Consider the following 15,607-nt stretch of genomic DNA (forward strand, 5'->3'; position numbering starts at 1 on the left):
ATGGGACGGTGAGTGACACCGATCTGCCGGATGCCGCGCTCGTCGCCGCGCTGCGTGACGATCTGACCGCGGCGGGATACACGGCCGACGCCGTCCGAGCGGCGTGGGGGCCGCTTGCCGACGCGGCGACCGGGCGCGGACTGCTCGGGCCAGCACTGCGGGCGCTCGATGCCCGTGACGATGCGCTCGCGACGCTGTCACGGCTGCTGTTCCTGGGGTCGGCGGCGTCCGTCACGGCTGTCGACCGCGCGCTGCCGACGCTGGGCGTCGCCGGGGCCGAAGCCCTCGGGCTCGTGCGGGTCGACGGCGATGCGGTGTCGCCGCTCGTGCTGCTGCGCCCGCAAGACGTCGAGGATGCCGCGGGCGCGGAGCACTGGTGGATCGTGAGCGACCTCGACGAGGCGGCGCTGGGCGGTGCCCTGCCGACGGGGCACGTGCTCGGGGTGGGTGGAGCGTCACTCACCCTCGCCGGGCTGCAGCTGACGACGCCGGCCGAACGCGTGCTGGACGTCGGCACCGGTTGCGGGATCCAGGCCCTTCGGGCGCGCCGTGCCGCGCCGCATGTCGTGGCGACGGATGTCTCGGAGCGGGCGCTCCGTTTCACGGCTCTCAACGCCGCCCTGAACGGACTCGACGGCATCGAGACGCGGCATGGGAGCCTGTTCGCGCCCGTGGCGGGCGAGACGTTCGACCGTGTCGTGTCGAATCCGCCGTTCGTCATCACGCCGCGCGTCGCGGGGGTTCCCGAGTACGAGTACCGCGACGCGGGGTTCGCGGGCGACGAGCTCGTGGCGGCCTTCGTGTCGGGCGTGGGAGACGTCCTGCGCCCGGCGGGCACCGCGCAGCTGCTCGGCAACTGGGAGTACCGCGACGGCGAGGACGGTCTTGATCGGGTGCGCGGCTGGGTCGCGGCATCCGGTGTGCCGCTCGACGCCTGGATCGTCGAGCGCGAGCAGCTCGACCCGCTCGCGTACGCCGAACTCTGGGTGCGCGACGGCGGGACCACACCGGGGAGCCCCGAATACGCAGGGCTCATCGACGCCTGGCTGCAGGACTTCGCGCAGCGACGCGTCACGGCGATCGGGTTCGGGTACCTGCTGCTGCGTCGGACGCCGATCGGGATGCCGCCGCTCGCGCGCTACGAGAGAGTCGGACAGCCGGTCGCGGGCGCTCTCGGCCCGCACCTCGGCGAGGCGCTGTCGGCGTGGGATCGGCTGGGCATCCTCGACGACGACGCGCTCGCGGAGTCGACGGCGATCGTCGCGACCGATGTGACCGAGGCGCGTCATCATCGGCCCGGCGAGGAAGATCCCACCGTGATCGAGCTGCGGCAGGGCGGTGGCTTCGGCCGGGTGCTCGACGTGGATCCGGCGCTGGCGGCGCTCGTGGGGGCGTGCGACGGCGACCTCGCGGTGGGGGTGCTCATCGACGCGATCGCCGATCTGCTCGAGGTGGATGCCGCGGCGCTGCGCGCGGATCTCCTCCCACGGGTGCGCGAGCTGGTCTTCACCGGCTTCCTCCGCCTGGCCTGATCCCGATGCCGCCGGGGCGGATTGCACGCCGCAGATAGGCTCGTAGGCATGCTGAACATGGTCGACGGTCTCGCGCGCCTGGGGGCGCTCGCCGAGGCTCCCGTGACCGCGCTCCTGGCTCGTGCCTTCGCCGACGCGGGGTACGAACTGGCCATCGTCGGCGGTCCGGTGCGCGACGCACTGCTCGGTCGGCGCACGAACGACCTCGACTACACGACCAACGCCCGCCCCGACGACATCCTCCGCATCGTCAAGCCGCTCGCGACGGCGACGTGGGACATCGGACGCGCGTTCGGGACCATCGGGGCGAAGGTCCGTGGCGAGCAGGTGGAGATCACCACATACCGGGCAGACAGCTACGACGGCGTCACCCGCAAGCCCACCGTCGCGTTCGGCGACACGCTCGAGGAGGACCTCTCCCGCCGCGACTTCACCGTCAACGCGATGGCGCTCCGGGTGCCGGGCCCCTCTCTCGTCGATCCGACCGGGGGTGTGGAGGACCTCGTCGCGGGGCGGCTGCGGACACCAGCCGATCCCGACGTCAGCTTCGGCGACGATCCGCTGCGCATGCTGCGCGCGGCCCGGTTCGCCAGCCAGCTCGGCATGGTCGTCGCCGACGACACGACCGAGGCCATGACGCGCCTGGCCGCGACGCTGTCGATCGTCAGCCCCGAGCGGGTGCAGGGCGAGCTCGTGAAGCTGCTGTCCACGGACGCGCCGGACCGCGGCATCCGTCTTCTGGTGGACACCGGCCTGATGGAGCTGTTCCTCCCCGAGGTGCCCGCGTTGCGCCTCGAGGTCGACGAGCACCATCACCACAAGGACGTGTACGAGCACTCGCTGACCGTGCTGTCGCAGGCGATCGGTCTCGAGCGCGAACGGCACGGCGACGCGGCTCCCGACGTGACGCTCCGTCTCGCGGCGCTCCTGCATGACATCGGCAAGCCGGCGACGCGCAAGCTCGAGAAGGGCGGCGCGGTCAGCTTTCACCACCACGACGTCAAGGGCGCGCGTATGGCGCGCAAGCGGTTGCAGGCGCTGCGGTTCGACAGCGCGACGATCGACGCTGTGGCGCAGCTGATCGAGCAGCACCTGCGATTCTTCGGGTACGCGGAGGGCGCGTGGACCGATTCGGCCGTGCGCCGATACGTGCGCGACGCCGGCGATCAGCTCGAGCGGCTCCACATCCTGACCCGCGCCGATGTGACCACGCGCAACAAGCGCAAGGCGAACCGGCTGCGGACGGCGTACGACGACATCGAGTCGCGCATCGCCCTGCTCGCCGAGCAGGAGGAGCTCGACGCCATGCGTCCCGAGCTCGACGGCAACCGCATCCAGGAGCTGCTGGGCATCCCGCCTGGGCGCGAGGTCGGCGAGGCGTACCGCTACCTGCTGGACATCCGGCTCGACGAGGGCCTCATCGGCCCGGATGCCGCGGAGCAGCGCCTGCGCGAATGGTGGTCTGCCCGGGGCTGATCCCCGAGTGGGGAGCACTCCCCATGGGCCGTCGCGCCCGCGCTGGTTAGGGTGGACGGACCGACCGCACCCTGTTCGGAGGCCCTGATGGACGTCCTGCTCGACCGAGACCGACTGCGCGACGCACGCGACACGCTTCGCAGTGCCGAGACCGCGTTCAAGAACGCCTCATCGATCAACGACTCGCTCGAGTCGGCGATCGACAACCCGCACGGGAAGGATTCCCTGCGCGACCGGGTGGGGTGGTTCGAGGCGAACTGGTCGGGAAACCGCGAGGATCTGACCGAGATGATCGAGAATGTCCGCAAGGGGCTCTCGTCGATCATCCAGGGCTGGGACGAGTGGGAAGCCGAAGCCAGCGCCCAGCTCGAGCAGATGGGCACGGAGGACGGATCCTGATGTCGCTCCTGCACCGCTCGCCCGACGGCAACGAACTGCGTCAGTTCGCCGGGAATCCCGAGATCATCGAGAAGACCGCGGGTGACTACAAGACGCTCGGTGAGGCGATGGCCACGACCGCCGACACCCTCCGCGACATCGCGGACTCGCAGATCAGCATGGGCACGAACCGGCTGAAAGAGGATGCCGACAAGCTCGAAGGCGACCTGCGCAAAGCCGCCGTCCGCTACGAGGAGACCGGCATCGCTTTGGAGCCGTACGGTCCCGCGCTGGCGGACGCGCGCCACGCGTACACGACCCATCGCAGCGCGATCACCGTGGCGATGGAGGCATACCGCACGGCGCTGAATGCGTCCTTCGCCCCTGTCACGCCGACCCCTGATGCGCCCGCCGACGACGGTCCGACCCCGGCCGAGACCCTCGAGGCCGCCGAGCAGGATCTGCGCGACGCGTGGAAGCCCTTCGACACCGCCTTTTCGACGTGGGAGTCCGCCTATGAGAAGGCCGCCGACGGGGTGGCGGAGGCGATGGATGCCGCCGACAACGACGACGGCAAATGGGACTGGATAGCCGATGCGCTGAAGATCATCGGCTACGCGATCATCGTGCTCGCCGTCGCGGCCCTGTTCGTGGTGTCGAGCCCGTGGTCGTCGATCATCCTCGCGGCCACGATCACCCTCTCCGCGGTGCACCTGGCCGGCACCGCCTATCTCTACGCGAACGGCAAAGCGTCGCTCTCCGATGTGTTGTGGAGCGCGTTCGGTCTGGTCACCGCCGGCGCCGGCGGTCTCCTCGCCCGCGGCGTGAACGCGGCCGCGCGCCCCGGCAGCAGCATCCTCAACGCCTCCAACCTCGCGCAGGACCTTCCCGTCTTCACTCGAGGAGCCCGAGGCTTCTCGATGCCGAGGATTCCCTCCGGGCTGAGCGTGAACCCGTTCTCCACCCTCATGCGCGGGCAGAGCTGGGCGGTCCTCAACAAGTGGGGTGGAAACCTCACCCAGTGGGCGTCGACCCCGGCGCGCAGCGGCACGATCGCCGCAGCGTGGGGTGACATGGTGGTCGAGGCTGTGCCGAAGATCGGTGCGCGCGGGTGGGCGAGCCTCGGCAACTGGATCGCCGGGACCGGCGGCGGCGTGTTCACGAGCACGCCGTTCTACACGCCGGTGGGACGCCCGTGAGCGACGGGCGGGTGCACGCGGGTTTCACCGATCTCTCACCGGTCACCCGGAACCGGGCGAGGCTGCCCGGCGGGCTCGGACGGATCCGGTTGATCTTCACGGTGTGCGCGATGTTCGCGGCGGCACAGTTCATCGTTCCCCTCGTGGCACGGCTCGCGCTCAACGGCGGGCGCGTCTGGCCGACCGACGACGAGCATTCGCTCTGGGGGTCGGCGATCGACGACCGCGTCCTGAGCGTGCCGGCGTGGCTCACCGTCGCCACGGGAGCGGTGGGGATGGCGGCGGCGCTCGTCTACCTTCTGCGCGGCAGGAGCGCCGTGGGCGCCGATGCGCCGTACGTCAGTCTCGTGTCTCTGTTGCTCTTCGGAGGTTTCCCGTGGGCCATCGCCGCTCTTGACGCCGACCCGACGGGGATCATCCGCACCCCCGGTCCCGAGGGCTACCCCATCGGATGGCACTGGGTGCTGACCCCGCTGGCGGCGGTCGTCCTGATCGTCGGCATCGTCGCGTCCGTGCGCTCCGGCGCCGCGGCGCGGAGGCGCCGGGAGGCCGGTCGCGCGCTGCGCGCCTCAGCCCGTGACCGTCGGCAGGATGGCGCATGAGCCTGCGAGCCGAGCTGGGGGCGGAGCGACCGCCCGCGGGTTACACACTGCTGACACCGCCGGACTGGGGGCGTTTCCCCGCCACGACGGAGGGGCGCGACGAGCTGATCCGACTGATGTCGAGCCGGTTCAAGGCCGTCGGTCGCCCCGATCTCGATGCGGAGACACGCTCGATGGTGCACCGGCAGTGGCAGCGGATGCAGTCCGCGAACGTGATGGAGATCTTCCTGCCGGTCGAGCCCGCGCGCGAGGGCGCGACGCCGATGAGTGTCGCGGCGTCCCCGTGGGTCGCAGCGGGTGACTTCGAGTCCGACCTGAGGGGCCGAGCCGGTGCGGAGCGCCCAGTCGAGCGCGTCGAGCTCCCCGAACCGGGAACGGTGTTCCGCTGGGTCGCGGAGCGGCCCGGACCCGAAGGGATGGCGGAGCTGTTCGCGCGGGAGATCTCCTACGTCGTCCCGTTCCCCGGTCGCGCGCCCCGACGCGGCGTTCTGCTGATGGCCTCGATCGTGCACCTGGGGGTCGAGGAGTCGGGGCAGGCACTCGAGGCATTCACGACTCTGGCGGACGCCATGGTCTCGACGTTCCGTTGGCGGTTCGCATGAGCATTCCCGACGGGTGGCTCCCGATCCCCTTCGCCCTGACGGCCGACGCCGCCGAAGCGGTGGCGCCCGAACTGCTCGCCGCGAGCGGGGCGGTACCCGGTGAGGGTGCGGACGTCGACGAGGCGACCCACTTCCTCGCCGCAGCGATGGCTCGGCTGCCCGTGACCACTCGTGTCGCGGCGCGGATGTGGCACGGGTTCGGCGAGGTGGCGACCGGTGTCGTCGCCGACCTCTCCGTCGAAGAGCGAGCGGCCGACACGCTCGACGCGGCGGCACCGGCGGACTTCCCCCATGCCGACCTGCAGCGCCGGGAGGCCCACGACGACGGCGCCCTCGTCACCCTGTCGGTCGTAACGCCGGCCGGGGCGCCCGAGGTGGCCTTCCTGCTGCGGGTGCAGGTGCCGACCTCGGACGGCCTCGTGCGGATCGTCGACGTGCTCGATCGCGACACGCGTGCCCTGGGCGCCGTGTGGGACGACGCGCTCCAGCTCGCGCGGGGCTGATCGCCCGATCCTGCTCTCAGGCGGCGCGGGATGCCGCGAGCGTGCGCCCCGCGGTCACGGCGGCCTGCTCGGCATCCGTCTTCAAGGCAGCGGCGGCATCGGCGAACGCGTCGAGTGCCGGATTCACGCCCACGAGTGTGAACGGGCGGTGCACGACAGTCAGGTCGAGGCCCCAGACGTCCTCGAAGACGCGTCGCAGCCAGCCGGTCGAGTGGTCCCAGCCCTCCTTGGGGCTGCCCGGCTCGTAGTTGCCGCCGAGCACGGTCACCAAGGTGGCGGGCTTTCCGCGGAGGGCGGTGCCCTGTGGGTCGATGCGCGGGTCGGTGTAGGCCAGGTCGAACCAGGCCTTCACGTGCTGCGAGACCCCGTAGTTGTAGAGCGGGACGGTGAACAGCAGGGCGTCGGCGCCGATCAGCTCGTCAGCCAGCAGGGTGCGCAGCGCGATCGCCTCGCGCTGCCCGTCGGTGTGCTGGTCGGCCGGGGTGAACCCGGAGGTCACCGAGTCGCGCCACGCCGTCGCGGGGATCGGATCGGCGGCGACGTCGCGTCGCACGACGGAGCTGTCGGGGTGCGCGGCGAGCCATTCGGCCTCGACGAGGTCGCCGAGGGCGCGGCTGGCAGACGTGGCGGGCAGGATGCTGGCATCGAGGCGGAAGAGAGTCATGTGCTTCTCCGATCAAAGTGACTATGAAAAACAAAGCGGCTTCGGGAACGCTAGCACGGATACGATGGAGGCATGACCGAAGAGCACCACGCACGGCAGTGCGACGCCGCGGTCTCCCACGCCTTCTCGGTGCTCGGGAAGAGATGGAACGGCATGATCCTCGACGTCCTCGGCGAGGGCGCCCTCTCGTTCGTCGGGCTGCGGCGCGCCGTCTCCGGCATCAGCGACGCCGTCCTGTCCGATCGACTCACCGAGCTGAGCGACGCCGGGCTCCTGGACAGGCGCGTCGACCCAGGCCCCCCGGTCGCGGTCGCCTACGTCCTCACCGACGCGGGAACACGACTCATCCCCATCCTCAGCCAGCTGGGTGAGTGGGCCGACGGAAACCTGACGAGGCGCTGACGCGCTCGGCGACCCACGGAGCCATGACCAGGACCCGCACCGCGAGCGCCGCTCTGCTCCTCCTCGCGCTCACCGCAGCGCTCACCGCAGCGCTCGCCGGCTGCGCCGGCGGCCCCGACGCGCCCCCCTCGGGAGACTCTGCCGGCGCGTGCGCCGCCCCCATCGTGACGGTCACGCCTGCCCGGGCCGCCCCGGGTGAGGAGATCACCGTGTCGGGATCGAACTGGGGACCGTGCAACGACACATCGAAGGCATCCGACCCGGCATGGCCGGAAGCGGCGATCACGTGGCAGCAGGACCTCAGCGAGCAGGAGCTCGGCACGGCGGCGATCACCGACGGTGCCTTCACGACCGCCGTCACGGTTCCCGGGGACGCGGTCGGAGGCCTCGCCACCCTCCACGTCCGTGCCGGTGAGTTCACCCTCGACGCGGGCGTCGACATCACCGACTGACCCACCCTCGCGGGCGGGCGGGTCGACGCCTACACTGGCGGCATCCGCTCCTTCGACGATGATCGGAGCCGCCGTGCCGTCGCCGTGGTCCACCTACACCGAGGTCGCTCCCGACACCTCGCGTCTGCTCGTCGAGCGCGCCCACGACGAGCTCCTCGCCGGGAACCTCGGCGATCGCCGGCTGGGCGACGTCCGTGCGCTCGTGCGCGACTCATGGCGGAGGTCGCTGGCGTCGTCGGTCGGAGCGGAGAGCCTGCCCCGCCTGGATCTCACCGCCGACGAACTCGAGGACTACCGCCGGGCGCACCCCCTCGCAGGCGTCATGCAGATGGTGCGGTCGCTGCTCCTCCCGGGGTCCGCGGAAGACTCCGGGGTGGTCGTCGCCGTCGGCGACGCCTCGGGACGACTGCTCTGGGTCGAAGGAGACCGCGGCGTCCGCAGCCTCACCGGGGACATGGGATTCGTCGCGGGGTCGAACTGGTCCGAAGCCGAGGTCGGCACCTCCGCCCCCGGAACCGCCCTCGCCCTCGACCGCGCCGTGCAGATCCGACAGGCTGAGCACTTCAACCGCTACGTCCAGCCGTGGTCGTGCACCGCCGCCCCCGTCCATGACCCCGAGACCCGGCGGCTGCTCGGGGTCATCGACGTCACCGGAGGACCCGAAGCGGTGACGCCGCAGGCGCAGCTGCTCGTCGACGCGACGGCGCGCGCCATCGAGAGCGAGCTGCTCGTCGGACGGCTGCGCTCCCGCGCCGAGGCGCCCCGGCGCCGAGCCCCCCGCGCCGCGACCGTCCGGCACGCGACCCTGCGGGTTCTGGGGCGCGACCGGGCGCTGCTCGAGACGGAGGGGGATGCCGCGGCATCCGTCCTCGAGCTCAGTGCACGACACGCGGAGATCCTGCTCATGCTCGCCAGCCACCGGGAAGGCCTGTCGGCCGAGGCGCTCGCCGACCTCGTCTACGGCGAGCCCGCGGTCGAGACCCTGCGTCCCGAGATGGTGCGGCTGCGCAGGGTGCTCGAGAAGCAGGCGCCTCAGCTCGTGCCGCTGTCGCGTCCGTACCGGCTGCCGGCGGAGCTCGAGACCGACGTGCAGCACGTCGTGTCGCTGCTCGACCGCGGGGCGCACCGCGTCGCGCTCGCCGCGTACACCGGGCCGGTGCTGCCGGACTCGGTCGCCCCGGGCGTGGAGGAGCTGCGCGCCTCGGTGCGGGCCACCCTCCGCGAGTCGATGATCGGCGAGGCCGGCGTCGAGGCGCTGCTCGCCTACGCCGACAGCGCCGACGGCCGAGAGGACGCCGAGGTGCTCGGCCTGTGCCTGCGGATGCTGCCGCCGCGCTCCCCGCGTCGCCCTGGGCTGGTCGCTCGGCTCGAGGCGCTCGGCGCCGAGACGACGACCTGATCAGGGAGCCCTCAGTGCCGGCGCAACCGGATGCAACGTTGCGCGGCGTAGCGTGCGCGGCATCCGAGTTCGCGGCGGAGCCGCCGCGACCATGACGTCGAAGGAGACAGCATGACCATCGTCGAAGAGGGCGTCTCGAGCGTCTACGCCGCACCGGGCCAGCGGGGAGCGGTCGCCGACTACCGGCCGAGGTACGGCCACTACATCGGCGGCGAGTTCGTCGAACCGATCAAGGGCGAGTACTTCGAGAACATCACCCCCGTCACCGGAAAGCCGTTCACCGAAGTCGCGCGAGGCACCGTCGAAGACATCGACCGGGCCGTCGACGTGGCGTGGAAGGCATTCGAGTCGTGGAAGCGCACCACTCCCGCCGAACGCTCCGTCATCCTCAACAAGATCGCCGACAGGATCGAGGAGAACCTCGAGAAGATCGCCGTCGCGGAGACCTGGGAGAACGGCAAGCCCGTCCGCGAAACCCTCGCCGCCGACATCCCGCTCGCCGTCGACCACTTCCGCTACTTCGCCGGTGTGCTGCGCGCGCAGGAGGGCTCGCTCAGCCAGATCGACGAGGACACCGTCGCCTACCACTTCCACGAGCCCTTGGGAGTGGTCGGTCAGATCATCCCCTGGAACTTCCCGATCCTGATGGCCACGTGGAAGCTCGCACCCGCCCTCGCCGCGGGCAACTGCGTCGTCATCAAGCCGGCCGAGCAGACTCCCGCATCACTGCTGTTCCTCTTCGAGATCATCGGCGACCTGCTTCCGGCGGGCGTCGTCAACATCGTGAACGGCTTCGGGATCGAGGCGGGCGCGCCGCTCGCGCAGCACAAGCGCATCCGCAAGGTCGCCTTCACCGGTGAGACCACGACCGGCCGGCTCATCATGCAGTACGCATCGCAGAACCTCATCCCCGTCACGCTCGAGCTCGGCGGCAAGAGCGCGAACGTCTTCTTCGACGACGTGGCGCGCGACCGCGACGCCTATTACGACAAGGCGCTCGAGGGCTTCACGTTCTTCGCGCTGAACCAGGGCGAGGTGTGCACGTGCCCGTCACGCGCTCTCATCCAGCGGTCGATCTACGACCAGTTCCTGGGCGACGGCCTCGACCGGGTCTCGAAGATCGTGCAGGGCAACCCGCTCGACCCGGCGACCATGATCGGTGCGCAGGCCTCCAACGACCAGCTGGAGAAGATCCTCAGCTACATCGACATCGGGAAGCAGGGCGGCGCCAAGCTGCTCGCCGGCGGTGAGCGGGTCGACCTCGGCGGCGACCTGAGCGGCGGATACTACGTCGCGCCGACGGTGTTCGAGGGCACGAACGACATGCGGATCTTCCAGGAGGAGATCTTCGGCCCCGTGGTGTCGGTGACGAGCTTCGACGACTTCGGCGACGCGATCGACATCGCCAACGACACCCTCTACGGGCTGGGTGCGGGCGTCTGGAGCCGTTCGGCCGACACCATGTACCGGGCGGGCCGTGCGATCGAGGCCGGTCGGGTGTGGACGAACACGTACCACCAGTACCCCGCCCACGCGGCCTTCGGCGGGTACAAGCAGTCGGGAATCGGACGCGAGAACCACCTGAAGATGCTCGATCACTACCAGCAGACGAAGAACCTCCTCGTGTCGTACGCCGAGAGCGCGATGGGCTTCTTCTGAATCGGCATCCCATGGTCGACACCGCTTCAGGCAGGGTCGCCGTCTCCCCGGAGGCGGCGGCTCTGCTGCGCACCCTCACCGCGCAGCACGGCCCGCTGATGTTCCATCAGTCGGGAGGATGCTGCGACGGCAGCGCGCCGATGTGCTACCCCGTCGGCATGTTCCTGACCGGCCCCGGCGACGTGCTGCTGGGCACGGTCGAGGTGGGGCTGGACGACGGGATCGAGGTGTACATGTCGGCATCCCAGTTCGAGTACTGGAAGTACACGCACCTCACCATCGACGTCGTCCCGGGCCGCGGCGCGGGCTTCTCCGTCGAAGGGCCGACCGGGATGCGCTTCCTCACCCGGTCGCGGATGCTCACCGCGGAAGAACTCGAAGCCGTCGGGCTCGCCTGATCCGTCGGCTTGCCTGACCCACGAAACGCGCCCCTCCCGGCGGACCGAAGGGGGCGCGTTTCGTGGGCGTGTGTGTCAGCCGGTGCAGACGTCGCTCAGGCCCTGGGTCGAGTCGACCAGGGCGCTCGAGGTGTCGGTCAGGCCGCTCGCGGCCTCCTGGATCGCCTCCTGGTCCTGTGCGTCCACCGCGTCGCTCACCTGGCCGAAGAGGGTCTCGAAGTCGCTCCACGCGGTCGAGTAGGCACCGAACGCCTCGGCGACCTCGGGGTTGGTGACCTGCGTCGAGATCTCATCGATCCGCGTGCCCACCTGACCGAACAGTTCGCGCGCGCCGCTGGTGTCGCCCGACTGGACGGCCTCGGTCAATTCGGTGCTGGCGTCGTTGATCTGCGTCGAGACCTCGGTGAGCTCCGACTGGACCAGGGCGCACGCGTCGGCAACGCTCTGGTCGCCGGCGGGAGCCTCCGACTCGGTCTCCGTCGATTCGGGCGCCTCGGCCTCGGCGGAGCTGGAGGTGTCCTCGGTGTTCGAGGGAGCCGACGGCGATGCGCACCCCGACAGGGCGAGAAGAGCGATGGCGGCGGCGGCGAGGCCGCTCGAAACGGTCAGCGAACGGGGCATGTGATTGTCTCCTTGGTCTCGGCGGGGTGCACACCAAGATCTCAAGGCCCCCCGACTCGCATCGACGCTACCCGCCACCTCGAACGATGCCCACCCGGTGCGCGCCGCGCGTGCCGTGGTTATACTCCGGGCGGTTCGGCGATGCTCGGCACCGTAAGCCATCGTTCACCCGCTCGCCACCCCGGCGTCACGATCGCTTGTGAGGATCGCGGAGTGCCGAAGCCGATCGTGACCGTCATCCTCCCCGCGAAGGATGCCGGCGCCTTCATCGGTACCACCCTCACGACGCTCGCGCGGCAGTTCGACGATCCCTCACGGCTGCGGCTGGTGGCGATCGACGACGGATCTCGCGACGACACCGGCGCGCAGATGCTCCACTACGGGGAGCGCTTCGACCACGTCCAGGTGATCGCGAACACCGACCCGGTCGGATTGGCGGCGGCGCGGAACCAAGGGATCGCGCGGGTCGACACCGAGTACTTCTGCTTCGTGGACGGCGACGACTGGATGCAGCCCGGCCGTCTCGAGGCGCTTATCGATACGATGCGCGATCTGGAATGCGATTTCGTGCGTACCGACCACCTCGCCGTCACCGACGCGCAGCGCCGCCACGTGCGCGCGCCGTATCCGTGGCGCGGCATCGTGTCGCCGGCGCGGAACGCCATCCTCCCTGCGGAGGAGAACTCGATGGTCGACTACCCCTATGCCTGGGCGGGAATGTTCCACCGCCGTGTGATCGACGAGGGGCTCGCAGAGTTCCCCGCCGGCTTGCACACGGCGGAGGACCGACCCTGGATCTGGCGCCTCCACCTCTCCGACGCCACGTTCGCCGTCGTGGATGCGCCTGCGATCCTCTATCGCCGTGGGGTCAGCACCTCCCTCACCCAGGTCTTCGACCGGCGCCAGCTCGATTTCGTCCCGGCGCTGGCTCAGGCCTATGAACTCGTCGATGCGGATCGGGATGCCGACCTGTATCGCCCCAAGATCGTCGCGACGATCCTGGCGATCTGCTCGCACCACCTCTTCCGTGCGCGCGCAATGAGTGCCCCCCACCGCGCGGAACTGCGCACGGGTCTTCGCGAGCTCCTTCGGCCCATCCCCGCATCCGAGCTCGACGCAGCGCTCGCCCGGCTCTCCGATCGCCGGCGGCGCCTGCTCGCGCGAACGGTGCGGGAGGTGCGCCGCGCATGACCCAGATCTTCGTCCTCAACTCGACGTTCGGTCTGATGACGGCGGTCGCGGCGATCGACTCGGGTGCGATCGCACCGACCGGCGGGCCGCGCATCCTGCTGACGGTCAATGCCGCGATGGTTCCGGAGGCGACCCCGAGTCTCGAGGACATCCCGCACCTCGCCGCCCTCCTCCGGCGATTCGACCGCGTCGAGTCGCTGGGTGCCCTCGTCGCCCCCGTCCTGCCGACCCAGTGGGAGCCCGGTCCGGAGGACCTCGCCGTGCTCGAGAGGCTGCTCCGCCGGGTGTGGGGGATCGGATCGGCACGTGTGCAGCTCTTCCTGCAGAGCCCGCAGGTGCCGCCGTCGCGGACGATGGCAGCGCTGTTCGCGGGCGCGGAGCTCACCGTCGTCGGCGACGGTCTCATGACCTACGCGCCCCTGCGCGTCACCCTTCCGAACGCGACGCTCTCGCGCATGACCGGCGTCGTCTACGCCGACATCGTCCCGGGAGTCGAGCCCTTCGTGCTCGCGGAGCGCGGCATCGCCCGCCACCCCGTGCCGATGGACCGCCTGCAGGTCGTCGTCGACGAGGTCGCGGCTGACGTCGTCGACCCCGAGCTCGCGCGCCTGGCCCAGGACCCGGCACCGACGGTGCTCGTCCTCGGGCAGTACCTGGCCTCGCTCGGGCTCGTCAGCGCGAGCGAAGAGCATGCGATGCAGGCCGAGATGGTCGAGCGCGCCCGTGCGTGGCATCCCGCTCGCATCGTCTTCAAACCGCACCCGTCCGCTCCGCCGACACTGTCCGACGCGGTCGTGGTGCGTGCACGCGAGCATGATCTCGACGTCGTCGTGTACGAGGGCGATGTGCCCGCCGAGATTGTCGCCCAGCGCCTCGGCGTCACGGCGGTCGTCGCGGGGTTCTCGACCGCTCTTCCCACCCTGCGCGCGCTCGCCGGCACGCCGATTGCGTCGGTCGGGAATGCCGAGTTGCTCGCTCGCTTCGACCCGTATGAGAACAGCAATCGGATGCCGGTGACGATCGTCGACGCGCTGACGCGCGACGACTCGCCGGCGACATCCCTCGCGGACCTCGTCGCGATGACCGCGTACACGATGCAGCCGCGGCTGATGCGTCACCTGCGTCCTCTCGCGGTGAAGACGATCGCCTCGATGAGCGCCGCCGAGCGCGCCCGCTACATCGGGGAGCGGCGGCTGACCGAACTCCGGCTTCCCGGCGCGTCGGATCGGCTGGCGACGCGCGTGCGATTTGCGCCGGACGCCGTCAGCAAGATCGAACAGGCGCGCCTCGTGGCGCGTGGCGCACGGCGCCGCGCCGCGCGGGCGTGGAAGGAGCTGAAGGGCCGATGACAGAGATCTCCGTCGTCGCCGTGATCCCCGCGCGCGGCGGGTCGAAGGGCGTTCTCCGCAAGAACCTCCGCAGGATCGGCGGCGTCCCCCTGGTCGTGCGCGCGGTGCAGGCGGCGGTGGCCGCGGCATCCGTTGATCTGGTCGTGGTGTCGACCGACGACGATGAGATCGCCGCCGCGGCCCGCGCCGCCGGGGCCCGCATCGTCGAGCGGCCCGCAGAACTCGCGGGCGACACCGCCTCGTCGGAGTCGGCGCTGCTGCACGCGCTCGATGTGCTCGCCGGCGAGGGCGTCGAGCCCGACGTCGTCGTCTTCCTGCAGGCGACGTCGCCCTTCATTCCCGTCGATGGCATCGACCGCGCGGTCGAGGCGGTGCGCGGCGACTACGACACCGCATTCGCCGCCCATGAGACGTACGGGTTCCTGTGGCGCCGCGACGAGACCTGTGCGGCGGCGGCGATCAACCACGATGCCGCCCACCGCCCCCGGCGTCAGGACCGGGAACCGCACTACCTCGAGACCGGGGCGTTCTACGCGATGGATGCCGCTGGCTTCCGCCTCGCGCTGCACCGCTTCTTCGGTCGGACCGCCGTCATCGAGGTGCCCGAGCGCAGTGCGATCGAGATCGACGACGAGCACCAGCTCGCCGTCGCGGGAGCGCTGGCACCCCTGGTCGACGCGCCGGAGCGACTCGACGTCGACGCCGTGGTCACCGACTTCGACGGCGTGCACACCGATGACAGCGCCCTCGTCGACAGCGAGGGCCGCGAGCTGGTGCGCGTGAGCCGGTCGGACGGCATGGGTGTCGCGTTGCTGCGCCGTGCAGGGGTGCTGCTGCTCATCCTCTCGACCGAGACCAACCCGGTCGTCCGGGCGCGCGCCGAGAAGCTGCGGGTCCCCGTCCGCCACGGCGTCGAGGACAAGGCGTCCGCGCTCACCGCCTGGGCTGCCGATGCCGGTCTCCGGCTCGATCGGGTCGCCTACCTCGGCAACGACGTCAACGACCTGCCCGCCATGTCGCTCGTCGGGTGGCCCGTGGCGACCGCCGACGCGCACCCTGCCGTCCGGGCGGCCGCACGCGTCGTCCTGCAGCGGCGAGGCGGCCACGGAGCGGTGCGGGAGCTGGCCGACCGCGTGTTGCGCGACTGACAGCAGTCGGTGAGACCACGGCCACCCGTGGT

The 15,607-nt window shown here is 70.8% G+C and carries 17 protein-coding genes; 15 read left to right on the top strand and 2 right to left on the bottom strand.

Annotated elements, in window-relative coordinates; all coding sequences use genetic code 11:
• Positions 1-8: 8 nt before the first annotated feature.
• From BKA24_RS01280 to BKA24_RS01310, 7 genes are all read left to right on the top strand, one after another.
• Positions 9-1,532 (top strand): DUF7059 domain-containing protein, encoded by a 1,524-nt coding sequence (locus tag BKA24_RS01280; protein WP_184214516.1) that lies wholly within the window; start codon positions 9-11, stop codon positions 1,530-1,532.
• Positions 1,533-1,580: 48 nt separating this feature from the next.
• Complete coding sequence (locus BKA24_RS01285; RefSeq protein ID WP_184214519.1) at positions 1,581-3,008, top strand: CCA tRNA nucleotidyltransferase; 1,428 nt, start codon at positions 1,581-1,583, stop codon at positions 3,006-3,008.
• A gap of 87 nt (positions 3,009-3,095) precedes the next feature.
• Complete coding sequence (locus BKA24_RS01290) at positions 3,096-3,407, top strand: hypothetical protein (RefSeq protein WP_184214522.1); 312 nt, start codon at positions 3,096-3,098, stop codon at positions 3,405-3,407.
• Positions 3,407-4,585, top strand: coding sequence for a hypothetical protein (locus BKA24_RS01295; RefSeq protein ID WP_184214523.1), 1,179 nt, complete (start codon positions 3,407-3,409; stop codon positions 4,583-4,585). Before BKA24_RS01290 ends, BKA24_RS01295 begins: the two co-directional genes overlap by 1 nt.
• Positions 4,582-5,187: a hypothetical protein gene (locus BKA24_RS01300; RefSeq protein WP_184214525.1), complete on the top strand. Its 606-nt coding sequence runs from the start codon at positions 4,582-4,584 to the stop codon at positions 5,185-5,187. Before BKA24_RS01295 ends, BKA24_RS01300 begins: the two co-directional genes overlap by 4 nt.
• Positions 5,184-5,789, top strand: a complete 606-nt coding sequence (locus BKA24_RS01305; RefSeq protein WP_184214527.1) for a hypothetical protein — start codon at positions 5,184-5,186, stop codon at positions 5,787-5,789. The genes BKA24_RS01300 and BKA24_RS01305 overlap by 4 nt, the downstream gene beginning before the upstream one ends.
• On the top strand, positions 5,786-6,292 hold the full coding sequence (locus BKA24_RS01310) for a hypothetical protein (protein WP_184214529.1): 507 nt from the start codon (positions 5,786-5,788) through the stop codon (positions 6,290-6,292). Before BKA24_RS01305 ends, BKA24_RS01310 begins: the two co-directional genes overlap by 4 nt.
• Before the next feature lie 16 nt (positions 6,293-6,308).
• On the opposite strand, the gene BKA24_RS01315 is transcribed toward BKA24_RS01310, so the two are convergent.
• A complete protein-coding gene (locus BKA24_RS01315) occupies positions 6,309-6,956 on the bottom strand; it encodes an FMN-dependent NADH-azoreductase (protein ID WP_184214531.1) in 648 nt (215 codons plus the stop codon).
• 72 nt (positions 6,957-7,028) lie between these two features.
• Between BKA24_RS01315 and BKA24_RS01320 the strand changes: the two genes are divergently transcribed.
• From BKA24_RS01320 to BKA24_RS01340, 5 genes are all read left to right on the top strand, one after another.
• On the top strand, positions 7,029-7,358 hold the full coding sequence (locus BKA24_RS01320; protein ID WP_184214533.1) for a winged helix-turn-helix transcriptional regulator: 330 nt from the start codon (positions 7,029-7,031) through the stop codon (positions 7,356-7,358).
• A 23-nt stretch (positions 7,359-7,381) separates the two neighbouring features.
• Entirely contained in the window at positions 7,382-7,810 is a 429-nt protein-coding gene (locus BKA24_RS01325) for a hypothetical protein (protein ID WP_184214535.1), read from the top strand.
• Between the two features lie 73 nt (positions 7,811-7,883).
• Positions 7,884-9,209, top strand: coding sequence for a GAF domain-containing protein (locus BKA24_RS01330; protein ID WP_184220292.1), 1,326 nt, complete (start codon positions 7,884-7,886; stop codon positions 9,207-9,209).
• A 111-nt stretch (positions 9,210-9,320) separates the two neighbouring features.
• On the top strand, positions 9,321-10,868 hold the full coding sequence (gene exaC / locus BKA24_RS01335) for an acetaldehyde dehydrogenase ExaC (RefSeq protein ID WP_184214537.1): 1,548 nt from the start codon (positions 9,321-9,323) through the stop codon (positions 10,866-10,868).
• Between the two features lie 11 nt (positions 10,869-10,879).
• Positions 10,880-11,266 carry a DUF779 domain-containing protein gene (locus BKA24_RS01340; protein ID WP_184214539.1) on the top strand — a complete coding sequence of 129 codons (387 nt, stop codon included), beginning with the start codon at positions 10,880-10,882 and terminating at the stop codon, positions 11,264-11,266.
• 75 nt (positions 11,267-11,341) lie between these two features.
• On the opposite strand, the gene BKA24_RS01345 is transcribed toward BKA24_RS01340, so the two are convergent.
• Complete coding sequence (locus tag BKA24_RS01345; protein WP_184214541.1) at positions 11,342-11,887, bottom strand: hypothetical protein; 546 nt, start codon at positions 11,885-11,887, stop codon at positions 11,342-11,344.
• 213 nt (positions 11,888-12,100) lie between these two features.
• On the opposite strand from BKA24_RS01345, the gene BKA24_RS01350 reads away from it, so the two are divergent.
• From BKA24_RS01350 to BKA24_RS01360, 3 genes are read left to right on the top strand one after another with little or no spacing between them, the layout of a single operon-like run.
• On the top strand, positions 12,101-13,078 hold the full coding sequence (locus BKA24_RS01350; RefSeq protein ID WP_343065832.1) for a glycosyltransferase family 2 protein: 978 nt from the start codon (positions 12,101-12,103) through the stop codon (positions 13,076-13,078).
• Positions 13,075-14,427 (top strand): polysialyltransferase family glycosyltransferase, encoded by a 1,353-nt coding sequence (locus tag BKA24_RS01355; RefSeq protein ID WP_184214545.1) that lies wholly within the window; start codon positions 13,075-13,077, stop codon positions 14,425-14,427. The genes BKA24_RS01350 and BKA24_RS01355 overlap by 4 nt, the downstream gene beginning before the upstream one ends.
• Positions 14,424-15,575: an acylneuraminate cytidylyltransferase gene (locus BKA24_RS01360; RefSeq protein WP_184214547.1), complete on the top strand. Its 1,152-nt coding sequence runs from the start codon at positions 14,424-14,426 to the stop codon at positions 15,573-15,575. The genes BKA24_RS01355 and BKA24_RS01360 overlap by 4 nt, the downstream gene beginning before the upstream one ends.
• The last annotated feature ends 32 nt before the right edge of the window (positions 15,576-15,607 follow it).

Origin of the sequence: Microbacterium marinum, assembly GCF_014204835.1 — a bacterium.
In the GTDB taxonomy this organism is placed as follows: Bacteria; Actinomycetota; Actinomycetes; order Actinomycetales; family Microbacteriaceae; genus Microbacterium; species Microbacterium marinum.

Bases quoted from the DNA above. Each gene is read 5' to 3' on its own strand.
- BKA24_RS01285 (WP_184214519.1), top strand. From the start codon at position 1,581: ATGCTGAACATGGTCGACGGTCTCGCGCGCCTGGGGGCGCTCGCCGAG.
- BKA24_RS01290 (WP_184214522.1), top strand. From the start codon at position 3,096: ATGGACGTCCTGCTCGACCGAGACCGACTGCGCGACGCACGCGACACG.
- BKA24_RS01295 (WP_184214523.1), top strand. From the start codon at position 3,407: ATGTCGCTCCTGCACCGCTCGCCCGACGGCAACGAACTGCGTCAGTTC.
- BKA24_RS01305 (WP_184214527.1), top strand. From the start codon at position 5,184: ATGAGCCTGCGAGCCGAGCTGGGGGCGGAGCGACCGCCCGCGGGTTAC.
- BKA24_RS01310 (WP_184214529.1), top strand. From the start codon at position 5,786: ATGAGCATTCCCGACGGGTGGCTCCCGATCCCCTTCGCCCTGACGGCC.
- BKA24_RS01315 (WP_184214531.1), bottom strand. From the start codon at position 6,956: ATGACTCTCTTCCGCCTCGATGCCAGCATCCTGCCCGCCACGTCTGCC.
- BKA24_RS01320 (WP_184214533.1), top strand. From the start codon at position 7,029: ATGACCGAAGAGCACCACGCACGGCAGTGCGACGCCGCGGTCTCCCAC.
- BKA24_RS01325 (WP_184214535.1), top strand. From the start codon at position 7,382: ATGACCAGGACCCGCACCGCGAGCGCCGCTCTGCTCCTCCTCGCGCTC.
- exaC (WP_184214537.1), top strand. From the start codon at position 9,321: ATGACCATCGTCGAAGAGGGCGTCTCGAGCGTCTACGCCGCACCGGGC.
- BKA24_RS01340 (WP_184214539.1), top strand. From the start codon at position 10,880: ATGGTCGACACCGCTTCAGGCAGGGTCGCCGTCTCCCCGGAGGCGGCG.
- BKA24_RS01345 (WP_184214541.1), bottom strand. From the start codon at position 11,887: ATGCCCCGTTCGCTGACCGTTTCGAGCGGCCTCGCCGCCGCCGCCATC.
- BKA24_RS01355 (WP_184214545.1), top strand. From the start codon at position 13,075: ATGACCCAGATCTTCGTCCTCAACTCGACGTTCGGTCTGATGACGGCG.
- BKA24_RS01360 (WP_184214547.1), top strand. From the start codon at position 14,424: ATGACAGAGATCTCCGTCGTCGCCGTGATCCCCGCGCGCGGCGGGTCG.